Annotated in this window: 21 protein-coding genes and 2 pseudogenes; 13 read left to right on the top strand and 10 right to left on the bottom strand. The window is 69.0% G+C overall.

What is annotated here, in order from left to right:
• Positions 1-9 precede the first annotated feature (9 nt).
• From ACH4EB_RS22025 to ACH4EB_RS22010, 4 genes and pseudogenes are all read left to right on the top strand, one after another.
• The gene (locus tag ACH4EB_RS22025; protein WP_398349241.1) at positions 10-1,209 is read left to right on the top strand and encodes a cytochrome P450; all 1,200 of its coding nucleotides are present in this window, start codon (positions 10-12) and stop codon (positions 1,207-1,209) included.
• A 244-nt stretch (positions 1,210-1,453) separates the two neighbouring features.
• Positions 1,454-1,501 (top strand): annotated as a pseudogene (locus tag ACH4EB_RS22020) (hypothetical protein); the annotation flags it as partial.
• A 246-nt stretch (positions 1,502-1,747) separates the two neighbouring features.
• Positions 1,748-2,140, top strand: a complete 393-nt coding sequence (locus tag ACH4EB_RS22015) for a hypothetical protein (protein WP_398349393.1) — start codon at positions 1,748-1,750, stop codon at positions 2,138-2,140.
• 203 nt (positions 2,141-2,343) lie between these two features.
• Complete coding sequence (locus ACH4EB_RS22010) at positions 2,344-2,589, top strand: hypothetical protein (RefSeq protein WP_398349240.1); 246 nt, start codon at positions 2,344-2,346, stop codon at positions 2,587-2,589.
• Between the two features lie 63 nt (positions 2,590-2,652).
• On the opposite strand, the gene ACH4EB_RS22005 is transcribed toward ACH4EB_RS22010, so the two are convergent.
• A complete protein-coding gene (locus tag ACH4EB_RS22005) occupies positions 2,653-2,892 on the bottom strand; it encodes a hypothetical protein (RefSeq protein WP_398349239.1) in 240 nt (79 codons plus the stop codon).
• An 894-nt stretch (positions 2,893-3,786) separates the two neighbouring features.
• Entirely contained in the window at positions 3,787-4,716 is a 930-nt protein-coding gene (locus tag ACH4EB_RS22000; protein WP_398349238.1) for a hypothetical protein, read from the bottom strand.
• Between the two features lie 296 nt (positions 4,717-5,012).
• Here ACH4EB_RS22000 and ACH4EB_RS21995 point away from each other — a divergent pair.
• Positions 5,013-5,318 (top strand): annotated as a pseudogene (locus tag ACH4EB_RS21995) (IS5/IS1182 family transposase); the annotation flags it as partial.
• A 33-nt stretch (positions 5,319-5,351) separates the two neighbouring features.
• On the opposite strand, the gene ACH4EB_RS21990 reads toward ACH4EB_RS21995, so the two are convergent.
• A complete protein-coding gene (locus ACH4EB_RS21990; RefSeq protein ID WP_398349237.1) occupies positions 5,352-6,764 on the bottom strand; it encodes an MmgE/PrpD family protein in 1,413 nt (470 codons plus the stop codon).
• Between the two features lie 116 nt (positions 6,765-6,880).
• Here ACH4EB_RS21990 and ACH4EB_RS21985 point away from each other — a divergent pair, with 116 nt between their 5' ends.
• From ACH4EB_RS21985 to ACH4EB_RS21970, 4 genes are all read left to right on the top strand, one after another.
• A complete protein-coding gene (locus ACH4EB_RS21985) occupies positions 6,881-7,783 on the top strand; it encodes a LysR family transcriptional regulator (protein ID WP_398349236.1) in 903 nt (300 codons plus the stop codon).
• A gap of 170 nt (positions 7,784-7,953) precedes the next feature.
• Positions 7,954-8,862 (top strand): oxaloacetate decarboxylase, encoded by a 909-nt coding sequence (locus ACH4EB_RS21980; protein WP_398349235.1) that lies wholly within the window; start codon positions 7,954-7,956, stop codon positions 8,860-8,862.
• Positions 8,862-10,001, top strand: coding sequence for a 2-methylaconitate cis-trans isomerase PrpF family protein (locus ACH4EB_RS21975; protein ID WP_398349234.1), 1,140 nt, complete (start codon positions 8,862-8,864; stop codon positions 9,999-10,001). Before ACH4EB_RS21980 ends, ACH4EB_RS21975 begins: the two co-directional genes overlap by 1 nt.
• A gap of 359 nt (positions 10,002-10,360) precedes the next feature.
• The gene (locus tag ACH4EB_RS21970) at positions 10,361-10,492 is read left to right on the top strand and encodes a hypothetical protein (protein ID WP_398349233.1); all 132 of its coding nucleotides are present in this window, start codon (positions 10,361-10,363) and stop codon (positions 10,490-10,492) included.
• Positions 10,493-10,645: 153 nt separating this feature from the next.
• Here ACH4EB_RS21970 and ACH4EB_RS21965 read toward each other — a convergent pair whose 3' ends face one another.
• Complete coding sequence (locus tag ACH4EB_RS21965) at positions 10,646-11,584, bottom strand: hypothetical protein (protein WP_398349232.1); 939 nt, start codon at positions 11,582-11,584, stop codon at positions 10,646-10,648.
• A gap of 139 nt (positions 11,585-11,723) precedes the next feature.
• On the opposite strand from ACH4EB_RS21965, the gene ACH4EB_RS21960 reads away from it, so the two are divergent.
• Entirely contained in the window at positions 11,724-12,308 is a 585-nt protein-coding gene (locus tag ACH4EB_RS21960; RefSeq protein ID WP_398349231.1) for a hypothetical protein, read from the top strand.
• A 2-nt stretch (positions 12,309-12,310) separates the two neighbouring features.
• Here ACH4EB_RS21960 and ACH4EB_RS21955 read toward each other — a convergent pair whose 3' ends face one another.
• From ACH4EB_RS21955 to ACH4EB_RS21935, 5 genes are all read right to left on the bottom strand, one after another.
• Complete coding sequence (locus tag ACH4EB_RS21955) at positions 12,311-12,703, bottom strand: hypothetical protein (protein ID WP_398349230.1); 393 nt, start codon at positions 12,701-12,703, stop codon at positions 12,311-12,313.
• A 26-nt stretch (positions 12,704-12,729) separates the two neighbouring features.
• Complete coding sequence (locus tag ACH4EB_RS21950) at positions 12,730-13,851, bottom strand: hypothetical protein (protein WP_398349229.1); 1,122 nt, start codon at positions 13,849-13,851, stop codon at positions 12,730-12,732.
• A gap of 140 nt (positions 13,852-13,991) precedes the next feature.
• A complete protein-coding gene (locus ACH4EB_RS21945; protein ID WP_398349228.1) occupies positions 13,992-14,657 on the bottom strand; it encodes a TauD/TfdA family dioxygenase in 666 nt (221 codons plus the stop codon).
• A complete protein-coding gene (locus ACH4EB_RS21940; RefSeq protein WP_398349227.1) occupies positions 14,638-15,141 on the bottom strand; it encodes a hypothetical protein in 504 nt (167 codons plus the stop codon). Before ACH4EB_RS21940 ends, ACH4EB_RS21945 begins: the two co-directional genes overlap by 20 nt.
• Positions 15,142-15,147: 6 nt before the next feature.
• On the bottom strand, positions 15,148-16,617 hold the full coding sequence (locus ACH4EB_RS21935) for a radical SAM protein (protein ID WP_398349226.1): 1,470 nt from the start codon (positions 16,615-16,617) through the stop codon (positions 15,148-15,150).
• A gap of 383 nt (positions 16,618-17,000) precedes the next feature.
• Here ACH4EB_RS21935 and ACH4EB_RS21930 point away from each other — a divergent pair, with 383 nt between their 5' ends.
• The 3 genes from ACH4EB_RS21930 to ACH4EB_RS21920 all read left to right on the top strand — a co-directional run bounded on the left by ACH4EB_RS21930 (position 17,001) and on the right by ACH4EB_RS21920 (position 21,962).
• The gene (locus ACH4EB_RS21930; RefSeq protein WP_398349225.1) at positions 17,001-17,849 is read left to right on the top strand and encodes a TauD/TfdA family dioxygenase; all 849 of its coding nucleotides are present in this window, start codon (positions 17,001-17,003) and stop codon (positions 17,847-17,849) included.
• 784 nt (positions 17,850-18,633) lie between these two features.
• On the top strand, positions 18,634-20,256 hold the full coding sequence (locus tag ACH4EB_RS21925; RefSeq protein WP_398349224.1) for a hypothetical protein: 1,623 nt from the start codon (positions 18,634-18,636) through the stop codon (positions 20,254-20,256).
• A gap of 104 nt (positions 20,257-20,360) precedes the next feature.
• Positions 20,361-21,962 (top strand): hypothetical protein, encoded by a 1,602-nt coding sequence (locus tag ACH4EB_RS21920; RefSeq protein WP_398349223.1) that lies wholly within the window; start codon positions 20,361-20,363, stop codon positions 21,960-21,962.
• A 439-nt stretch (positions 21,963-22,401) separates the two neighbouring features.
• Here the strand turns inward: ACH4EB_RS21920 and ACH4EB_RS21915 are convergent, their stop codons facing one another.
• A complete protein-coding gene (locus tag ACH4EB_RS21915; RefSeq protein WP_398349222.1) occupies positions 22,402-22,935 on the bottom strand; it encodes a hypothetical protein in 534 nt (177 codons plus the stop codon).
• Positions 22,936-23,066: the final 131 nt, after the last annotated feature.

The raw sequence follows: 23,066 nt of genomic DNA, 5'->3' as shown, positions 1-23,066 counted from the left end.
GGACAACCGATGGCCACCCTCGCCGACCGATGGAACATCCACCCAGCGCATTTCTGGCTGCGCGGCCACCAACCGGAGCACCCCGTCCGATTCGACGAAGAGCTGGGAACCTGGAACGTCTACGGATACGCGGAAGCCGTGAGAATACTGGGCGATCCGGCGGTCTTCTCCTCCGACACGAAACGGCTGTATTCCTCCGAAGCCGTCAATGAGCACAAAGAGGGCAACCTGATCCAGATGGACGACCCGGAGCACGGCAAGCTCCGCACGCTGGTCAGCCGCGCGTTCAACCGGAAGATCGTCGCCGACCTCGAACCCCGGGTCCGCGAGGTCACCCACGAACTGCTCGACGCGGTGCCCGACCCGGGACAGCTCGAAGTGGTGACCGATCTCGCGTATCCGCTTCCAGTGATCGTCATCGCCGAGCTGCTGGGCGTGCCGAGCAGCGATCGCGACCTGTTCAAGCAATGGGTGACGGTGATGCTGGAGGGCACCGGACAGCTCTCCCTGCGCGACCGCGACCTCAGCGAGGAGGAGGAACGTGATCAGCAGGCCGTGATCGAGCAGTGGCAGCCGATGTTCGACTACATCCGCGAGCACGTTGCCGAGCGCAGGCGGCAGCCGCGCCAGGACCTGCTGACCCAACTGGTCACAGCGGAGGTCGACGGTAGCCGGCTGACCGACGGCGAAGTGGTCAATTTCGCGGTCCTCCTGCTGGTCGCCGGGCATGTCAGCACCACCCTGCTGCTCGGCAACACCCTGCTCTGCCTCGACGCCCACCCGGAGTGGGCAGCGCGGGTGCGCGAAGACCGCTCGCTGGTGCCGAGCGCGATCGAGGAATCGATGCGCCTGTTCAGCCCATTCGCGGGCGTCACACGGTCCACATACACCGAAGTAGAGATCGCCGGGCAGCGGATACCCGCAGACCAAATGATCATGGTGTGGCTCGCGGCGGCGAACCGGGACGCGCGCCAGTTCACCGACCCGGACACTTTCATCCCGGACAGGGACCCCAATCCGCACCTCGGACTCGGCCGCGGCATCCACTTCTGCCTCGGCGCGCCCTTGGCAAGGCTTGAAGGCCGTATCGCCCTGAACATGCTGATGGACCGCTTCCCGGTGCTGCGGGCCGATCCCGCCGATCCTCCGACCTTCGTCCCCACGCCCAACATGACAGGCGTCCGCACCCTCCCCATGCGGACCATCTGACCCCCTTGCTCGGCCCCGTCCGCGGCTCCGGCTGACGGGCACCCTTCTTACGCCGACGGCGCGTCACGCTCCAGCGTTGACTTCGCGACTAAGATCGGAAACTGGTCACGAAGTCAACGGGAGCACGGGCAAAGGATCGAAAAACAACCAGGGAACGGGAGAACAGGCCGTGGAGCGGGCACAACGCGCCGAGCGCATCTTCGAGTCAGCGGCCGAGCTGCTGCTCGCTTGGGGTTACTGACGGGTGACAATCGACGAGGTCGCCCGTCGCGCCAAGGTCGGCTTGGCAACAGTCTATCTGCATTGGAGGACCAAAGACGCGCTATTCCTGGCCCCTTGGCCAAGGAGCAATTCCACAGCCAGCGCCGCCGGTTTCAGCAGATGCGCGACGAACCGCTGGAGATTCTGCCCGGTCGGCACGCTGGCGGCATCTTCCGGGAGTTCCTGGGACAGCCGGCGCTCCGTGCCCTGTACACCGATGACTCCGATCTCCTCGGCCGGCTCAACGACATCGCGAAGAAGGAGTTCGCGCAGACTGATGGCCGAAGGCGACCGGGTGCACTGCCGCCACCTGGAAGTACTGCGCGAGCACGGCCTCGTAGAAGACGACGCCGACATCCGCCACCAGCAGTACACCCTGATGGCGATGCTCGCCGGTTTCCTCACCGCTGACAGGCTCCTCGCGGACCGCGCCCCGGACACACCGGAGATACGGGCCGACCTCCTCACCCGGATGGTCCGCAGGGTCCTGGAGGCACCAGGCCCCGATCCCGTACGCGCCACCGCGGCGACCGCGGCCGCCCCAGAGTCATCGCCCTCTACGAGCACATGGCAGAGCTCAGCGAACAGGAGATGCGTCGGCGGCTCCGCGGCTGAGAACGGCTCAGGGCATGTCCGACGGGTCAGAGGGGCGCCGCCGGACATGCGGTAGGGCGAGGAGCCTAGTGGCCAGGTACCCCCTTCCGGGCACCGCGGCAGGGAGTCGGCGGATGGCGCGGTGGAGGGACAGACATCGATGACCAAAACGGTGAGCGGCCCGATGCCAGGCAGCGCGGTCAGGGCCTTGACCCGCGGGTCCGCCTTCAAACGACCTGAACGAGCGCGGCGTCGAGCCGATCGATGATGATCTGCAGCGTGTCGATGGCCTCCAGCCGGTCGACCACCGCCCGGCGGGCGCTGTCCGGCAGCGGCAGCGCCTCCAGCCAGGGCCGGTTCCACCCCGCTCCAGCATCTGGCCCCGCGGTCGGAGCCGTGATCGGCCAGGACCGCGTACAGGGTACGCAGCCGCACGAGCTGGGTCCGGTGGCGCAGCATGGCGCGTTGCTCGCGTACTGCTGCGGGGGCGACCCACGCCTCGGGCAACGTATGGGCCCGCAGTAAGTGGGCCGGGGTTGTCGCGTCGACTCTGTCGTTCTTCAATCGGGCCGAGGCGATCGCCTTGCACTACAAGGGGTGCGCAAGGTGCGCGTCGAAGCCGTGGTCCTGGAGCAGCTCGATCAGCCGGCCCCAGCCGTAGGCGGCCTCGAACGCCACCGGCGTTCCCGTCGGCAGTTCGCCGAGCACGCCCAGCACCGTCTCACGCCCGCTGGTGACGTTGCGGTGCGCCGCCGTCCGGCCGTCTTTGTCCATCACGGCGATCTGCGACCGCAGGCGGTGCACATCGATCCCGACGTAAGCCTGCATCGCGGGCGTCCTGACCCGGGCCCGGCTTCCCCACCGAAAGGGTGCTTCGAACGCGCCCGGAGGGGAAGCCCCAGCCCTCATAGGGTCAGGTCAGGAGCCCTTAGCGGCCTTCTCAAGAATCATCACGCACTCCACATGATGCGTAACCGCAAACACATGAAGCGGCTCAACGAGCTGCCAGTCGTACGCGTTACCCTCCGCCTCGATACCGAGGCCTGCCGGCCCGACGCGAGCATCAGTCCGCCTTCCTCGGCCGTCGGCTCGCGCCGTCTCGCCCTGACTGCCGGGCACCGCAGCGGAACGTATCCTCACTTCGGAAAGTCGGCACCGCCGCCGTTGCGCAGTCCTCACGTAGCGGAGCGGTCAGGCGCATGGATCACTGGACGACCAGACAGGCCTGGCAGCCAGGATCACCAGCCATACCAAGGTGACCACGGCGTCGAACTGTATGCGTGTCGTGGAGACCGTGCTCTGCGCACCCCAGCCGCCCGCAGCATCGCTCCATCGCGCTGCATCCGACTGGCTCACCGCTACGCCGGCCGTAGAGCGCCGGCAGGCCGCGCCCGACGGCCAGGTAGATGACGAGGCAGGCCAGTACGAGCAGCAGCAGTCGCACGCCGCCCCACTGGAAGAAGAGGCCGGCAGCGTCTCGCGCTTCGCGGCGGTCTGCCCCAGCCACGCCGGCACGCGGCTTCGTGCCTGCGAGCCGGCCCGGCCGCCGCGGCCGTCCTGGCTCCGGCATCGGGGAGCCGGGGCCGTCCGACGGGTGGAACGCGCCACCACACCGGCCGGTATCGAGAGGTGGAGGTGCTGGCGGATCAAAGGGGCCCAAGGTTCGGGCAGAACGATGAGTGGACTGCTGCGAGTTCGGCGCCGTAGATGCCCCTCAGACGTTCATGGTTGGTGCGCGTCGTGGTACCTGCGCAGCCGGGGAGAGCGTATGGCGGGCAGCCCGGCCAGGGTGTACTCGAAGGCACGGTGGTGGGGCGTCAGTGGGCACGAGGGGCGCGGCGGCAGAGGGTACTCGTCGCGCAGGACGCCGTCCGGAAGCACTCCCGCCGCAGGCATCGGTGAGGTCTCGCCCGAGTGGGCGAGGTACGCCCAGACTCCGCTGTCCAGCGGCACCACGGCCGCGTCGTCGCCGGGCGGGCGCCAAGGCGTGCCCGTAAGGGGGTGGCGCGGGACGAGGAGGACGTCGGGACGGGACCGAGGCGTGCGGATTCCCGGGCCGGCCAGCCCCACGGTGAGGGCATCGGACCCAGCCGGCAGGTACCGGCCGACGGCGTGGCCCAGCAGTTCGGTGACATGGCCGGTGGGGAGGATCACAGGGCGGCCCTCGGTGACCGCGACGAGGTGAGCCAGCGCGACCCCGACCGACGCCTCCCAGCGACGGCTCCACGACCCGTCGGGGTCGACGGGCGGGACACGGTGCTCGGCGCGCTCCAGTGCGTCCCAGCCGGGAGGCGGACCGGCGGGGAGCTCCGAGGGGCGGCGTACGACCGCGTCGGGCTCCAGCCACACCGTCTGCCACAGTCCGCAGTCGTCCATGCGGGTCGCCACGGCCCGCCCGCACCCCTCGCACGCCAGGTTGGGGCCGGCCCGCCCGTCCACGCCCCGGCAGTAGCCCTCGCACTTCTCGGGTATCAACGCCATGGACCGGGAGTCACCGGGGGCGATGACGATCCTGTTCCGCGCGCCGAAGGAGACGGAGTACACCGGCGCGTACACGCCCTGCCGGACAGCCGCGTCCTCTCCCACCTCTTCCCACAACCGCCACGGCGGTCCGGTGGGCCGGGGGTCAACGGCGTACGTCGCGGGCTCCATCAGCGGAGGATGAAGTTCCTCCCAGCCCCCGTGATGGGTGTGGTCCGGGAGGGCCACCCGGGACACCGGCGCCGTCAGCTCGGTTCCACACCCGGCACACGCGAACACGTCCAAACAAGCTCTCCTTCACCGGGTTTCTCGGAGATGGTGCCTCATCCACGGCGCAGGAACCACTCGGATTACCTGGGGTGGGGCAGGCCGGTGGGCCGCGTCCACGTCGCCACAGCGAGCCGCCGCTGTCCGCATCCCATGGCGTGCACGGCAGCGGTCCCGAAGCGGAGGCACCGGCCACGACATGCGGCGGACTGACCGCAAACATCTGCCTCGCAGGCGACGGCCAGGGGCGCCCTCTGGCCTTCACGCTGACCGTCGGCAACGTCAACGGCTGCACCCAGTTCGGCGGCCATGGCCCGCATCCGTATCGAGCGCTGCGGACCCGGCCGCCCCGGACACGACCGGGGGCGGGACGTCGCGGACAAGGATTACTCGTCGACAAGGATCCGCGCATACCCGCGGCGGCGAGGCGTCGAAGCCGCGATCCCGAGCGGGCCGACCAGACCCACGGCCGCATCCGGCGAGGCGAGAACCGGCGCCGGCTGGAGCCGCCCAGGCCGCACCGTTCGTACCTCGCCCCCTCACGCCCCACCGGTCACTACCGACCCGCCGCACGCCTCGGCGAAGCCGGAGGCGGGGCGGCTGTCGCCCAGCGCCAGCACCGCTCGTCGCACGCGATCGGCCGTTTCGCGGTCGGCGACACGTCCGATCGTGCCGCGGAACTTCCGTACGATCTCTGCGTCGGTGAGCGGTCGCTGTTCGTGGCCGCGGTTGTACTGCTCACGGTGGCGCACCACTCGCCCGTCGGTGAGTTCGATCTCCACGAAACCGGAATAGGCCGACGGGAAAGCGCTGTCGGGATCGTCGTCGACGCGTACCTTGCGGGCCAGTTCCCGGATTCGGGCGTCGGAGCGGGCGTCGGCTTCGAGTTCGTCGAGGGTCAACCGGCCGCGGACCAAGGACGCGGCGACGGCGAAGGGGAGGCTGAACTTGGCGTCGTACTCGTCGCGCGGCGCCTGTTTGGCCCCGGCAGGCTCACACACCACCTTCCGCGGAACCGGGTGGATCGCGCAGCGGATCCCGGCTATGTCCTCCGCCCGCAGGGCGTGCTCGTTGCGGAGGATGAGCGCGGCGTCGGCGAAGGCGTGGAGGAAATGGCAGACGGGGAAGGGTTTGACGGCGGTGCGCAGCAGTTCCCAGCTCACGCCCAGGTCCTCGGACACGGCTGCCGGGCGTGCGTCCCGGCTCGGCACGTGCGTGGCGTAGAGGCCGAAGCGGCCTTCGTAAACGCCGGGAGGACCGCTCCAGCCGGCCCTGGCGAAGCTCGCGGCGGTCAATCCGCTCGCGGCGGCCCAGCCGGGATGGAAGCGCTTGGTCCACGCCCCGTCCTCCAGGAACTCCATCAGGCCCGCCGCCTGTGACCCGACGATGCCCTGCGCGGTGGCCAGGCCGCCGGCGTCCAGGCCCATGATCTTTCCGGCGGCGACGGCGGCTCCGAACGCTCCGGCCACGGCCGTCGGATGAAAGCCCACGTCGTGCAGGCCGCCGGCGGCTCCCATGCCGACCCGGGCCATGACCTCGACGCCGAGGACGTAGCCGAGCAGCAGGTCGCGCGTCGAGGCGTTCGAGGCGACCGCGGCGGACAACGCGGCGGGCAGGACCACGGAGGTGACATGGGCGACGGCGGGCAGGTGAGTGTCGTCGAAGTCCAGGCCGTGGATCAGGATGCCGTTGAGCACGGCGGCGTCGCGCGCGGTGAGCCGGTCCGGCATGCCGAACACGACGTGGTCCCCGTCCCCGAATGCCGCCAGGGCGTCGCGGGCCACGCCGGCGAAGGGGAACGCGGTGGAGGCGAAGGCGATCCCGACGGCGTCGAGCACGAGGTGGCGGGCGCGCTGGAGCACCTCGTCGGGGACGTCACCGATTTCGGTCCGTGCGACGAACTCGCCCACCTGCTCGGCCAGATACCGCTGGTTCCGGCTTTCGAGGGTCATTTCGAAGGCTCCTCTGTTCGCTGTGCCGACATCTCATCCGAGGATCGGTGTCCAGGGCCGCCGCGGTGAAATGACCATAGGGAAGCCCGCTCATGCGCGCGGCGTATGGTCGCTGGATGGAGTTACGCGAGCTGAGCTGGTTCATCACCCTCGCCGAAAGTGAGCATGTCACCGCGGCGGCGCAGAAGCTGAACATCTCGCAGCCGACGCTGTCCCGCGCGCTGGCGCGGCTGGAGCGGCGGCTGGGCGTGCGGCTCTTCGACCGGCAGCAGAACCGCTTGCGCCTCAATCGCTACGGTGAGGTGTTCCACGCGCACGCCGTACGAGCGGTCGGTGAGGTCGCGTCGGCCGAACAGCGCATCCGGGTCCTCCTCGACCCGGACGCGGGCACCATCGCCCTGGGGTTTCTCCACTCGCTGGGCGGCTGGCTCGTCCCCGAACTGCTGCGGAAGTACCGCACGGTCGCGCCGTCGGCCGCCTTCCAGCTACGGGGGAACGCCGCCGACATCGTCGTGGACGAGGTCCGTCACCGACGCCTCGACGTCGGGTTCACCAGCCCCCGGCCGGCCGGGGAGGACATCCGCTGGGTTCCGCTGCTGGAGGAACGGCTCACCCTCCTCGTCCCCGAGAACCACCCGCTGGCCGCCCGGGCAGCGGTCACGGCCGGGGAACTCGCGGCCGAGCGCTTCGTCACGTTCCCCCGGGCGTTCGGGGTACGGCAGATCCTCGACCAGGTCTGCACCGAGGCGGCGTTCACGCCCCAGCTCGCCGTGGAGGGCACGGAACTCAGCACCTTGCGGGCCCTGGTCGCGGCCGAGGCCGGTATCGCGATCGTGCCGGAGTCCCGGTCAGAGACCGCGCTCCACCCCGGCACCGTGGAGGTCCCGTTGGACGAGAGCGGCGCGAAGCGGGAGGTCGGTATCGTCACCGCCGCCGACGGACCGGCCACCCCCGCCGCCCGCCGTTTCTGTGCGTTCGTCACGAGAACCCTCCGTACCCCTCATACGCCTGACGCATAGACCGGCCCAACGTCCGTCATTTCCCTTGTCGGCCACCGCGCCCGCAGGCTGGTGGTGCCCGTCGGACACGCTTCCCGCTCCGTACGGCAGGACGTGCTTCCGCGCCGTACGGCAGCCGGCTGCGCCCCGTCGGGACTCAACGGGACGTACCTAACGAAAGGAGTGAGGAGTTGACCACCCATCCCGCCCGCCTGCTGCGTGAGCTGATCAACGGCGACGAGCTGGTCATCGCTCCAGGCGTCTATGACGGCTTGACCGCCACGCTGGTGGAACGCGCCGGGTTTCCCGCCGCCTACGTGAGCGGAGCGTCAGCTTCCGTCAGCGTGCTCGGCCGGCCCGATCTGGGACTGATGTCCGCCGGCGAGGTCGCCGCACACGTCGTCCGCCTGCGAGGCGCCACCTCGCTGCCGCTGATCGTCGACATCGACACCGGCTACGGCAACGAGCTCAACGTCCGCCACGCGGTGGAGACCCACATCCGGCTCGGTGCCGCCGCCATCCACATCGAGGACCAGGTCTTCCCCAAGCGCTGCGGACACCTCAACGGCAAGACCGTCGTCGACAAGGAGGAGGCCGTACGGAAGGTACGCGCCGCCGTCGCCGCCCGGGGGAGCAACGATCTCGTGATCATCGCCCGTACCGACGCGCTGACCCCGCTCGGCCTGGACGAGGCGATCGACCGCGGTCGCCGGTTCGCCGACGCCGGTGCGGACATGGTCTTCGTCGAGGCTCCCGAGAACCGCCACCAGATGGACCGGATCACCCGCGGCATCGACGTCCCGCTGGTGATCAACGTGATCGCCGGCTCCCGGACCCCGCTGCTCACGGCATCCGACTACGCCGGCCTGGGCTATCGACTGGGCATCTACCCCTTCGTGAACATCGCCGCCGCGAGCGCGGCCGTCGACTCGGCACTGACCCGACTGCGCGAGACCGGTCTGCCGCCCCGGGACGCGGCCGGACCGGCCGAGCTGTTCGGCACCGTCGGTCTGGACGACTGGCTCCAGTGGCCCGACCGGCTCGGCACCGCCAAGCCACCGTCTCCTGCCCGGCCGGCGACGGGAAAGGAGAACTCCTGATGAGCGGACAGGCATCGATTCCCCTCGTCCTCATGCGGGGCGGCACCAGTAAAGGCCTCTACCTCCACGAACGCGACCTCCCCCCAGCCGGCCAGGCACGTGACGCGCTGCTGCGCCGGCTCATGGGCTCTCCCGACGTCCTCCAGATCGACGGACTGGGCGGCTCCCGCCCGATCACCTCCAAAGTGGCCGTCGTCGCGCCGTCCGCCCGCGACGACGCCGATGTCGACTACACCTTCGCCCAGGTCGACATCGAAAGCGGCCGCGTCAGCTACAACGGCAACTGCGGCAACATCTCCTCCGGCGTGGGCCCGTTCGCGATCGACGAGCGCCTCGTCCCCGCACACGAGGGTGTGACCGAGGTCCGCATCCACAACACCAACACCGGCAAGGTCCTCGTCGCGCGGGTGCCGGTCTCCGGCGGCCTCGCCGAGGTGACGGGCGACCTGGCCATCCCGGGCGTACCGGGAACCGGAGCCGAGATCGTCATGGACTGGTCGGCCACGATCGGTGCCATGACCGGGCGCCTGCTCCCCACCGGCGCCCCCGTCGACAAGCTCACACTGGAGGACGGCCGCGTCATCGACGCCTCGATCGTCGACGCGGGCAACCCGGTCGTCTGGCTGCGCGCCGAGGACTTCGCACTGACCGGAGACGAACGTACCGAGATCAACGACGACCGCGATCTCCTCGCGCTCGTACGCGAGGCGCGCGGAAAGGCCTGCGTCCTGATGGGCCTGTGCGCCGATTGGCGTCGCGGCGACACGGACGTCCCCGCGGTGCCCTTCGTCGGCCTCGTCGCACCGCCGCTCTCGTACAGCACCTTGAACGGTCAGCGGGCCGAGGCCGAGGACATGGACCTGCGGCTCCACCTGATGTTCATGAACCGCCTGCACGAAAGCATCGCCGTCACCGCCTCGATCAGCCTCGCCGCCGCGTCCCGCGTCCGCGGCACCACCGTCCACGACGCAGCGAAGTCCCGCCGGCCCGGTGCGGTGCTGGTCGGCCACCCCTCCGGGATCACCGACGTCTCGGTCACCGTCGATGACGACACCAGCGGCCCGGAGGTGACCTTCCGGTCCCTCGGCATCAGCCGGACCGCGCGCCGGCTGATGGCGGGACGCGCCTTCTACCCGTAAGCAGGTGCTCTTCGAGCCGAGGACATGGTCGTGGGGCCCAAGACGACGCAATGGTCGAACTTAGTTTCAGGAAATGCCGGTGGAAGCGAGCGCAGGACAGGACGAAGGGCCCACTGCGGAGGCAAGCGTTGGCTCCGCGGACGGTGGCCGCGGCGCTCAGGGCGATGTCTGCGGCGGCGACAGCGGTGAGCTCACCTTCGGCGCGGTAACCGAGCTGGGTGACGCGGGTGCCGGCCTCGACAGGGCGGCGCAGGACGCTCCTCACCGTTGGCGCTGTGGCCGCCGTGCGTACGCAGCGGCAGAATCTCCGGACCGTCTTCCCCGACTCTCCGCGAAGCCCCTGCCTCTGCCCCACCACCGTGACCTCAGCTCGATGTCCACTGGACGGCGGCGACTTCGTCAAACCCAGCGCGAAAATCGAAGCGAACCGCGAACTCAAGCCGGTCATCGCCCGCCAGGGCACCGCCCCCGGCTCCGGCCCGGGAATCTAGCGGTGGGTCGTCGAGCAGGCCGTCGCGCCGCTGCACTGGTTCGGCCATCTGCGCATCCGCTGGGAGTCCCGCGACGACGTCCAGCAAGCGGCCTTGAGACTCGCCTGCTCACTCACCTGCCGACGACGCGGCTGCATCCCCCGTGAGTTGGGCCTACGCGCCTGCGTATCGCAACCGCTCCTCGATGCCACCAGCCAGCCTCGCGACGACGGGACCGCCGTCGGAACGCAGCGTCGCCTTCTTGGCGTTGAAGCAGTGCACCCAGGCGCCGGCGGCCCACGCTGCCTCACGGTCGGCGGCGGACCAGGTCAATCCCCTGGCCGCTTGGTAGGCGTCGATGAACTCAGCCGTCTGCGGGATCGTTGCTTCGCCGGGGCGGCCACCCACGACGGCGTGTACCGCGGCGGCCGCGCCGGCGATGACGATTTCCGGCAGCGCCACGACGCTGTCCCAGTCGTGTACGGCATGCAGGGTGTCGCCCTTCCACATCACGTTCTGCGCCTCCCAGTCGCAGTGGCCGACGACGGGGGCGCCGAGGTCGTGCTCGGCCAGCCGGTTCCGTACCCGGGTCGCCGCGTCGTCCAGCCAGTCCGGCCCCGCATACTGGTTGAGGTCCTCCGGCTGGTCGTCGGGAAGCGGCCAGAGCCGGCCCTGGTCGTGGTTCCACCACACCCACGGCGGAGGCGGGTCGAGTCTGCCGATCGCGTCGACGGCGGGGGCGATCGACACGAACCGGGCCAGCTCGGCGGCCGACCTGGCTGAGGAGCGGACGGCGCCGTCGACGGCCCCTCCGTCGTCGACCAGCGTCTCCATCGTCACGATCCGGCTGCCGACCCGGACCTGCTCGCCCAGTGGTTCAGCACACGGCAGCCCGGCCAGCCACATCAGCCGGTGGGTGTCACAGCAGCCGGTCAGCCGGTCGGCGAAAGGACGGATCTTGATCACCACTCGGCGCCGGTCCGCCAGTTCCATGGCGAGGACCGTGGACAGATGCGACCAGCGCCACAGTTCCGTCCTGGGGCGGCTGCCGAGGCGGCTCTCCACCAAATCGAAGAGGAAAGGGATATCGGGTGCGGCCGTCTCGCCGAACATTGCCGTGGCCCCTATCTTCGGTCGTACGCAACTCGGGCGGTGCGCCATGGGCGCGGTGTGGGGAGAGGGATGGGGAATGCGGGCCGAATTCGCCAGCACCGCTGCCGACAGTGACCGGCCCCTCAGGAGCTGGGCGGGTGTGACCACCGGCGCCGCCGCTCTGCTCGACGGCGCCGGCTCCTGGGCGGAGCGGTGCGTGGACCTGCTCGGGACCGCGGTCCTCGGTCGCCTCACCGACCGCGCGGTCACCGTCGAAGCGTGCCTCTCCCGAGCCACGACGGAGGTCCTGCGGACACGAGAGGGTGCGGTCGACGCACGCGGTGGCGCTCCGCATCGCCTTGGTGCCGCAGTGGTCAGGGCCGGTGACGGCACGTTGGAGTGGCTGGTCTTCAACGGTGCGGTGGTGATGTTGGACCTGCCGAGTGGCCTTGAGGTCTGCACGCACGACAGTGCTGCGGGCCGTGAGCCGGCGGTGGGCGGGCCGGTCTCGGGCCGGGTGGAACTGGGCACGGTACGGCAGGCCGCCGTACTGTCGAGCGGTGCCGCCCGGCTGGTGACATTCGGCGTCGCGGTCTGGGAGCAGATGATGGACACACTCGCCAAGGACGGGCCGCAGGTCCTGATCGACGAGGTGCGCGCGTTCGAGGCGATCGACCCTGAACGCCGTTTGTGGCCCCGGTCCGGCGTCACCGCCGATGCCACCGCCGTATACCTGCGGTTTTGACGTCAGTAATGGCCGGCCTTGGAAATGTCCTCCGATCCGATGCCGATTTCCGCCCAGTCGGCCACGAACGCCGGCGCGTAGCTGAACGCGAGGAGCAGCCGCTCGCGCTCGGTGCTCTTGGGCAGGGTGCCGTGGGAAAGGGCCTCGTTGAGCAGGATGGCAGCCCCTGCCCCGGCCGGCGTGTTGTCGAGCGATGGGAAGTTCTCCTTCGTCAGAGCGGGGCAAGCGGAGAATGACTCGGCGCGGGAAACCATGGGAAATCGGCTTTGTGCGATCCTCGCAGGTTCGGCCGTTTCCGGGCTGAGGAACCCCTCGTTTTTCCGGTGCCCCGTCGTGTCGAACAGATACAGCTCTTTCGGGGACAGTGGTTCGGTGCGGACGGGAGTGAATGACATGCTCCTCGTTCCCCTCTGCGCCGTGCTCAAGACGCGGCCAACGGGTGCTTGAGCCGGAGGGCGCAGCCGGTGTGACGGCTGACGCCGATCAACGTGACGGTTTCGGCCTGTCCGAGGCGGACCGGGCGCCGGAAGTGGAACTCCTCGACCGGCACCCGTTCCACCAGACGCCCGTCCAGGTAGACGAACAGGACCGGATCCGCGGCGGCGTCCCTGGTCGGGCCCCTGCCGCCCCCGGCCTGAACCACCCCCGCGACCAGGCAGGAAGTGGCGTGCTGCGGCACCCGCCAGGACAGGCTGAACGGGAGCAGGAGGGCAAGGTCGGCGGCGCCCGGGGCGAATTCCGGCCCTTGCGCGGGGAGCCGTGCCTGCTGCCAGAGGCCGCGGACGACCGTGGGACGAACCGAACGGGGCGGGGCCTGCATGGTGCCCCACGGCGTACGGCCGTGGTCGGCGTCCGGAGGGAACAGAACGCCGGACTGGGCGAGCAGAAACTTCTTGGCCCGCCGCCCGCCGAAATGCGCCACGCACCCGAACACACCCGGATCCTTCAAGGCGCCACTGATGTAGTTCCACTCGTGGCCCAGGGCCAGGAGCCGTTCCCACAGCGGTCCCCGCTCACCGAGCAGCGACGACACCACGCCCATGTCATCGCCGGGCACGGCGTGCAACCGGCCCTCCTTGGCGGCCTCTGCCGCGAACCGCCACAGGCGATCGTAGAGTCCGCCGTCGTCGGCGGGATTGCTGAAGATCAGGCCGGCTTGCAGGAGCGGGCCGCCGGCGCCGGGGGTACCGAGCAGGGTGGCCACCGGCGTCGAGGCCACCTTGCCCAGCTCGGAGTAGTACTCCATGGTCGACTCGTCAACCACTGCCGCGATGCGCCCGCCGGCCAGCGGCCGGTCCAGCGCCCCCAGGTCCATGGGGCGCAGGAACAGCAGGTCTGCGTCGGCGTGGACGTCGTATCCGTGCCATGGCGGCAGGCTGTTCCGCAGTTCAGGTGAGTGACGCCAGTAGAAGAGGTGGCCTGGGGTGCCCCGGCCGACGGCTCGCGCCACCGCGTCATCGCCGGGGGCCAGGTGTACGACGTCGACGTGCTCCGGGGTGAAGTGCCGAGCGTCCAGGGACGGTTCGTCGTTGGCATCCACCACGACCACACGGGCGCCGGGATGGCAGCACCGCAACGACCGAACCGCCAGGACCACCAGTTCGTCGCTCTGGCGGCCGCGGCTGACGAACCTGAACCGGAAGCGCGGCGAGGCGGGCCGGGTGTCTGCTCGTACTGCGGCCCTCATGACAAAGCGAGGGCCCGGCTCCCGGCCCGTCGACGAACGCTGGACCGCTGGAGGTCGAAGGTGAGGGTGAGTTTGCGCAGCCACCGGTCGGTACCGTCATAACGGGGTGCGAACGGGTCCCGGCCGTGCACGGCCCGGTGGTTGTCGATGAGCACCAGGTCGCCGGGCCTGAGCCGGACTCGTGTGAGGGCCTCCTCCAGCCGGTGGCACAGCCGGGAGAAGGCCCGTGCGGCCACGTCGTCCCCCGGCGCGGTGGTGGTGTATGCCGGGTCGACCCTCAGGTACGGCCGCGAGCCGCCGATGAGCACCGGGCGCCACACGGGTGACGGGTCAGCGGATCGGCCGGCCTTGAGGTGTTCGGGGTCGGGGCGGATGGCAAAACGCGGCCGGCAGAGCAGCGTACGGTCCTCTTCGCCGACCCCGACGAGCGCGCCGGCGGTGGCGACGGTCGTCGCGGTCAGGCCCGGGTTACGCAGGCAGAGCAGTGCCAGCACGTCGCAGCGGTCGTCGTCGAAGGCGTCCTCGACGTGGAAGTCGAGGCTGTGCACGCTGCTGTGACCGGTCTGCGCGTGTTCCTGTCCCTCGATCGGCAGCACGTCGTTGAAGAGCCTGCCCTCCTGCAACGTCTGCCAGCAGACCGGATCACCGACCTGTACCGACACCAACGCCAGCCACAGGTCGTGGGCGGCTGTGGCGGTGCGTCCGCGCAGTCTCCAGTGTGACGGTGTCGGACCGGCGTTCTCGTCCAGGCGGGGCCTGGTGGTGGCGCATCCACTTCGAGAAGTGGTTGCGGTAATGGACGGCCAAGCGGTCGATGCGCTCATGCAGCCGGACGCGTTCGGCGGGGCCCAGTGCCGTGCCCTGTGCGACTGACGTCCGGATGGAGGTCCACTCGGCGGCCGCGAGGTCGGGGTCCTCGAAGAAGGGAGGGGTGTGCGGGGCCGGCTCCAACAGTGCGGACGACTCCTGCTCGGCCGGCCCGTACGGGAAGAAGGCGGGTTTGTCGGGGCGCCACGAGTAGCCCAGGTCAGCGGATACGGGCGTGTCGAACAGCTTCAGGTCGACACCGAGGCCGACCACGTTGCGGAAGATTGTCAGCAGGCCGCTGGCCGGCACTCCGTCCCCACAGACCAGTCCGATGCGCACCCGGCGTCACCGGCCCAGTTGAGTGTTCATGATGGCCTCCACCAACGTGGCTCCCGCCTCGGTGAGGGTGACGCTGCCGGCCCTCCGGTCGATCCGCATCAGCCCCCGGTCGGCGAGCGAGCCGAACTTCGCACCCCACCTGCCGGACAGCAGAGAACTGTGGGGAAAGCGGGAGCGGTGCACCTCTTCCAGCAGCGGCTGGCAGGTGGACAGCGCCATCTCCACCGCCCGCACCTCGCGGTGATCCGCACTCACCGTCGTGACGTTCTCCAACGGGATCTCCCCCTTCTCGACCCGGGCGAGGTATTCCGCCGGTGCGGCCACCGCATTCGCCTCGGCGTCCCCGCACCAGCTATAGGCGCCCAGGCCGATACCGACCTGCGGGACCTGTTGGTCCTGGTCGAGGTTCAAGGAGCGCCACAGTTCCGGGCCCACGTCACGCCGGGGAAAGTAGGTGGTGGGATGCTCGTAGTAGCCGGCAGCGGCGAGCCGGTCGACGGCTCCCTCCCGCATCTGCATCTGCTGTCCCAGCGACGGCCACCGGAATCCACGCAGCGCCAGTTGTTCGCGAACGCGCGGGTCCTCCCACGGGGCCGGAGACACGTGCCCGATGGCCGATTCGACGTCGTGGAAGGACCGCAGATGGAGTTTGATCGCGACGATGGTGCTGAACCGGGCTTCGATCAGACGGTCGATGTCGTCGAGGAAACCGGCGACCGTCTGGCCGGGCAGGCCCCATACGAGATCACCGTCGACCCTGGTGAAACCCGACCGTCCTGCCGCCGCCCGAACCTCCAGCGCCTGCTCCCCCGTGTGCCGGCGGTTGGCGACCGCCAGCAGCCGGTTGTCCAGGGACTGGATACCGTAGGAGAGAGCGGTGAAACCCGATCCGCGCAGAGTCGACAGGATCTCCTGGGTAAGGGAATCCGGGCTTCCCTCCGCCCGCATCGAGGTCTGCTCGTCGAAGGCGAACGTCTCCCGGTAGAAATGCACCAGCCGCTCGATCTCGCCGGCGGGCAGGACACTCGGCGTGCCGCCGAACAGACAGAACTCGCCGACCGGAGTGGTGCGCAGCGCCGGGACCGCCGCCACCCACGCCTTGGCTTCCTCGATGTTCGCGTCCACCCATCGACGTGCGGTCGCGTCGGCCGTCTCGGCCCGGCTACTCGTCACGAGCGTCGGGAACTGGCAGAAATGACAGCGGTACCGGCAGAGCGGAATATCCACCCACAGGTGAAAGGACGGCGCCTCGCGAAGCTCACGGTCCAGGTCGTGGAAAAACTGCTGCGGACCGCTTTCCACGTCTCCCGTGAAAACATGAGTGAACGCCTCGGCCTGCAGGTAACCGAGGAGTTCGTCGTTACGCTCGTCGGAGAGCAACGAGGACACCCTCGGCGCCGGGTATTCAGGATCGATCGCGGAGAGGCTGCACAGCGCCTCACTCCGGTCGTAAATGCGTGCCGTGCTGATCCCCATGCGTGCGACACTCCGTATCCACCACGTCCCCGTGGCAGGGCGCGCGCCGGTCCAGACAGCACACAGCCGACTGCCATAAGAGGCAACGGACAAAGATTTTTTCGCTTCGGGCACCGCCTGACCAGGCTAGAAGAGGCCCCCCACACGGTCAATGCCGCACGGGAAAGGGCGACAGCATGGCGCAATCCCTACGGTGGAAGACGGATGGATCCGGGCACGAGTTCCCGGCCGCCGACCTGCTCGCGGAAACCGCAGCGGTCACACAAAACGCTTCGCGCGCTACGCAAGTGACACCGGCAAAGAAATGATGCCGCGATTGACGGCCCACGATGGCCGGGAAGTCTGCTTCAATACCTGGCATGGTATGGCCACCTCGTCTCGTCATGGCTGATTCGACCGGTGCCGCACTGGCCGACTTCAGTTCGGCCTGGCGGACAGATGAGCTGAAGAGCGAGCACACCCAGCAGGCGGCTCTTCGCCGTGCCCGCACGGAAATTCCCGAACTGCGCGGCCTGCTGGACGAGGCCGTCGCCGCGCTCCACGCATCGCTCGCCCTGGTCATCGAAGGCTTCCCGCTCGACACCGCCGCGCTGGCCATCGCCGCCGGCGCTCTCGGCAGGGTCGATCCGAGCCACAACGGCCCGAACCCGGACACGCTCGTGCACGACGTGGTCGACAGCGAAGCCCGGCCCTACCGGGACCCGGATCCGTTCCACACCGACTCCCCCCTGCTGGCACACCCGCATGCCTACCTCGGGCTGCTGTGCGTCCGCCCGAGCCCCGCGGGCGACGGACACACCGTCCTGGTGAGCGCGGCGGATATCGCTGCCGAAATCGCCGACCGCAGCCACCTGCGCGCACTCCAGGACCCCTATCCCTTCGCACTTCCCCGCACGCCCGGGAATGACGAGCCATCCATCACGGCCCACCCGATCCTCACGATGTCCGACGGAGACGTCACCGTGCGGTACTGCCCCGTACGGGTCGCCGCAGGCGCAGAGCTGGCCGGGCATACCCTGGATGCAGAACACGCCGACGCACTCGGCGCATTCGAGCGCGCACTGGATACGCAGCACCTGCCCACGACTTTTCTGCTGCGAGCAGGCGAACTCCTCTTGCTCGACAATCGACGTTTGCTGCACGGTCGCACCGATGTCGGGCCGGCAGGCGTCGGCAGACACCTCAAGCGCGTCAAGGTGCACCACGCGCATGTACAGGCACCGGCCTGTTGATTGCGCTCCCGGCCTGGCCAGCTCAGGAGTGGTGTGGCCCCGCCCACGCGGCACCGGAGAAATCTCGCGCGCGGCGATCCGACTTGGTGGCTCTCGCCCGTGTGGTGCTGTTTCTCTCAGCACCTCCGCCGGCAGGCTCTCCGCCCCAGGCGCCCCGGGTCGGCCTTCGGCCAGCTCGGCGACGTGCGACCGCCCGCCGTCCGGCCAGCGCTCCGTCGCCCGTCTCCTCCTCACTGCCGGCGCCCCCGGCGCGAGCACGTTTCGTGCGAGAACCGCTCCAACCCGCCGCGGCAGAACTGGGCCTCGAAGCCCCTGACCGCCTTGCGCACCAGCCCCCGGCTTGCCCCGGCGCCGGCGGCTCGATGCACTCGTTACGGCACCGGGCCACCGCCGCCACCGGCCGAAACCCTCACCTGCCGGGCCACGTGCTCCACCACCGCCACGGGCATCTGTGCTTGACCCACGGGCACGCGGCCGGGTCACAAGAAGGAGTGAAGGCGCAGTGTGGGATCCCGTCGTGCGCCGCCATCGCCCGGACCATCCAGTGCGAGGGCGGCCCCTGACCGCGGGGACAGCCCTGGGCGCTGCTCGCGTCCCCGATGCCGACCAGGAAGAGCCATGACACGCCGACACACCTGGGCGTCGTCTTCTTCCTGCGGTAGGGCACGAGACGGTGCTCGCGCCGGTCAGTTCTGCCGCAGGAGGCGTCCGCCGAACCTCGATGCACCGTTCCGGTTGGGCGCCGCGCCACCGGCATCGGCGTACAGACCGAAAGAGAGAGAACATGGCCAAGATCGCCAAGCTCGTTGCCGGACTCAGCGGAGAAGCGAAGGAAAGGGCGCTGTTCACCCTGGGCAGTCTCCAAAAGCTCGGCAACGCGCATCTGGATGAGTTCACGACCGAGATGAACACGCTCCCGGACGGGCCGATCGGCACGGTAAAAGTAAAGGCTCACACGCTGAACACCGTGCAGCGGTGCTACTTCGCCGTGAAGGAGCAGCCCGACGACACACTCAACAACATCATCAATGGCCTTCTCGGCGAGAGCGATGACGGCTTCAAGAAGGTCATCGGAAACCTTCTCAAGGGCGCCCTCAACTCGCTTCTCGGCAACGTCGCCGTGGCAGACAACAAGGACCGGGAGAGCTATGTAACCATCGGCGGGCCCGGAATCATCCTGCGCATCGACGTACTGCTGTGGAGATACCAGTTCGATTCCCACGGGCTGACCGCGGAAGCACAGAACGCGTTCGTTTACGGCTTCAACAGCGCCGTCGTCGATCCGGCCGAGGTGCCCGAGTACATGCTCCGGTACCTGGTCTGGAAAATGATCTCCGCCGACACGACGATCCCGGCCGACAAGAAGAAAGAGGAATTCGACAAACTGTGGAAGAAGTTCAAGCCCGAGGGAAGAGACGGTGAAGGGGAGCTGCAGCGCGCCCGTGAGCGGCACAAGCGCCTCAACACGCTGACTGCAAAAGTCAACGCGAAGGTCCATGACCCCAGCGGCATGGCTGTGGGAAACGAATTCATCTACTTCGCCTGCCCCACCGAGGGCAAGATCTGGCGGGTGGACCCTTCCCTCTACGAGCCGGAAGTCGCAGCCGGCGGCGGGACGAGCACGGAAGACGACGTGGAGCCGACCCAGGCCAAGCTGGCCAAGCCCACCGATGTCGCAGTCGACGATCGGGGAGACTATCTCATCGCGGACTACGGCGCCGCACGGGTCCGCCTGGTCAAGGTCGGCGAAAACAAGATCACTACGGTCTTCGACGGAACCAAGAGCCCGGGAAGCGAGGACGACCCGATCCGCCCGGCCCACATCAACGGCCAGCCCTCACGCGGTTTCCACGTGGTGGCCTACCAAGAAGGCGACAAAGCCGCACCGCTGCGTTTCGTGGACATCGACAAGCAGTACAACGCCATCGTCGTGAAGCAGAGCGACCTCAAGCTGCCGAACGGTATCGCCAAGCTCTCCCCCGAGGTCCACGGCGTCGTCACCCTGGACGACAGCTTGACGAAACTTGTGGCGTTCTCCGGCAACGGCTTCGTCGGCTCCATCCCCTGGGGCGGCACCGAGGTAACGCGGGTGTACGGAGGCGGCGAGGAGATCAGCGACAACGTGCCGGCGAAGGACCTCAAGCTCCGTTACCCGTGCGGGCTGACCTACGACAGCAGTACGGGCTACTTGTACATCGCCGAAGGGCACGGCGGGGTGCCGCCGTATCACTCACGGGTACGCAGGATCAACACCAAGACCGGCTCTGCGACGTCCGTCGCTTCCGGTCCCAACGTGCATGCCGCGGACTACCACGGGGGCCATGAGCAGATCTACACGCTCTCCGACAGCCGGGACAGCGACGCACGCGTCTTCCGCGCCCACATCCAGCCGGTTCACCTGAAGTAGACCGCTTCCACCGGCACACGGTCGTGGGCCTGGCCTCAGCCCTACCCACGACCGTGCACCGCGCAGGACCACGTAATCGGCTCAACGGCAAGGACGGACCAGCAGTGGCCACGATCAAGGACATCCTTGACAACTTCCAGGGCCCGCCCGACGAAAAACAGCGGCTGACGTTCGTGCTGGACGTCCTCGGACGCCTCGCCCGGGCCACCACCGACGTATTCCAGACCTCCTTGCGTGCGCTCCCCACCGCCCCGCTCGGCCTCAACCGGATCAAGGCGGACCCCTACCGGATACACACCGGCACATTCGTCAAGGTGGACACGGTCAGCCCGGAACACATCACCAAGACCCTTCAGGCAGCGCTCGCCGACACCGATCCGGAACTACGCAAGACGATCGGGCACGTCCTCGGCGCAAGCCTCGCCGATTTCCTCGGCAACACCGCTCCGGACGAGCACCGCCGGGACGAGACAGTGGTGACCTTCGACCGCGAGAACATCATCCGCGTGGACGTGATGCTGTGGCGCTACGTCTTCGACAGCCACAAACTGACCGCCGGCATCACCAATGTCTTCGCCTACGGCATCGGCCTGTCCTCGGTCAGAACCGACGAGACCAGCGACGCCATACTGTGGCTGTGGGTCTACCAGATGGTCAACAAGATGACCTGGCTGACCGAGGCCGAGAAGGACAGCAAGCGCAAAGAAATCTACGGCAGGCTCAATAAACGCAAGGACCCGAACGAGAGGAAAAGAAAACAACTGGCCGCCCTGACCAAAGAGGTCAATACACAGGTCACCTCCCCGTACGGGATCTCTGTCACCGCCGACGGCACTCTCTACCTCGCCTCCCCGCGCGGCGGCACCGTCTGGAGGGCACGGCCCGGGACCCGGGTTGCCCGGGTCGCCGGCGGCGGCACCGGCTACACCGACGGCATCCCGGCCACCGAGGCCAAACTCGACTGTCCCACCGATGTCGCGGTCAACCACACCACCGGGGAATACTTCATCGCCGACATCGGCGATGACACACATGGCCGCCGCGGGCGGCTGCTCCGGGTGACAGTCGACGGAACCATCCACACCCTCGCCGACGGGGCCACGCTGCCCGGCGGCAGCAAGGACAGCCCCGTCATCCCCGCCCGCCTGGCCGTGGACGACGACGGCAACCTGCACGTCATCGCCTTCCAGTACGACACGCCCCAGCACCCCCTGCGCCTGCTGCGCCTCGCGCCGGACGGCCACGGCTCGGCCATCCGCCAGGACGACCTCCAGACGCCCTGCTCCAACTACTGGCGAGACCTCTCGTTCGGCGTGACCGCCCGTCACAAGGACCAGACGCTGTTCAGCCTCACCGGGTGTGGCACCGTCAACGTCCTGCCGACGGGCAGCACCGAGCTGACCATCGTGGCCGGCGGCGGCGAACGGACCGATGACGGCGTACCGGCGGACCAGGCCAAGCTGTTCTGGCCGTGCGGCCTCGACCTCGACGACGTTGGCAACCTGTACATCGCGGACTCCTCCAGCTCCTACAGCCGGGTCCGCAAGGTCACCCCCGGAAAACAGATCACCACCGTCTTCTGGGGCCGCGCCCTGTACGCCGTCGCCGCGGACAGCAACCACAACGTTCTGTACACCGTGGATATCAGCGACAACTCCGATACCCGAATGCTGACCGCCTCCATCCTCCCTGCCGACCCCGCATGAGCCACCGCCGCGCCTCGCAGGCTTGCCGTACCCGGACGTCCCGCAGGCATCCGTATGGCCGGCCCAGGCAACCGCCTGGCCGGGCGGCTAAGGCTCCTTCGATCACTGGCCGGACGACCACGTCAGCCCGAGGAGACCGGCCGGGCAGGTCCGGGCGGGGGAAGAGGCGCCCGTCATCGTGCGCCGCCCTGCTCGTGCTGGTGCCCGCTGTATGCGTGACGTTTCGGGCCGGGCACAGGACCAGGTTCTGGCTCGCCGCGTTACTGGGAAGCACGAACGAGGCACGACGGGCCCGGGCCGGCGATGACCAGAGGCCGGTGACAACCCGGCCCGGCCCGCCCACGCCTCGAAACCGTCCTCGCAGCGGCCATCCCCTCCCGGAGGATCTCCACGACCCGGCGCGCGGCACGGACGACGGCCCGGTCCGGTAGCGGCGTCGCTAGCTGATGAATTCGATGCTGGCGAAGCGGCTGTGGAAGACCTGCCGGCCGGCTTCGATCCTGGCGTTCGGTGTGCCGGTGCAGCCGGGACGGCTGAACAGCAGCACGGTCTTGTCGGTGCGGTTGGCGGCATGGCCCTCGCCCCGGACGTCGATGCAGTGGTCGGCCTGCGGATTCTCCAAGTACTCCGCGGGAGCGAGGAAGGTGTAGGAGAAGTATCCGGTGGCCGGGCCGTGGCCGAGGAAGCGGGCGCTGCGGAAAACCGCGTTGGGGTGGCTCTGGCCTGGTTGCAGGGGCAGCACCGTGCCGGAGCAGTTGGGGGCGCTGAAGAGCTGCGCGGTGTGGTTGGTGCGGTTTTCGGCGGAGCCGTTGCCGTCCAGGTAGGTGTAGCAGCGTGGTTCGGGGTTGCGCAGGGCTTGCTGGATGGGCGGGGGCGTGTAGGTGAAGATGCCCTGGGCGGCCCGGGCGGTGGCCGGCTGCAGGGCCAGGGCGGCGGCCGCGGCCGCGCTCATGGCGAGGGAGTAGCGGTTCATGCGGTGCCTTTCCGGGCGCCGGGCTCCCGGCAGGGACAGGGCTGGTCAGGCCGGGAGGCGGGTGCCGGGTCGCTGGCCGGTGCTGAAGGGTGCGGACGAACAGGGGTGGTGGACCCCGGGGCGGGGCCCAC

Origin of the sequence: Streptomyces sp. NPDC018045, from assembly GCF_044327445.1 — a bacterium.
Lineage (GTDB): Bacteria > Actinomycetota > Actinomycetes > Streptomycetales > Streptomycetaceae > Streptomyces.
This window is presented reverse-complemented; position numbering and strand designations above follow the sequence as displayed.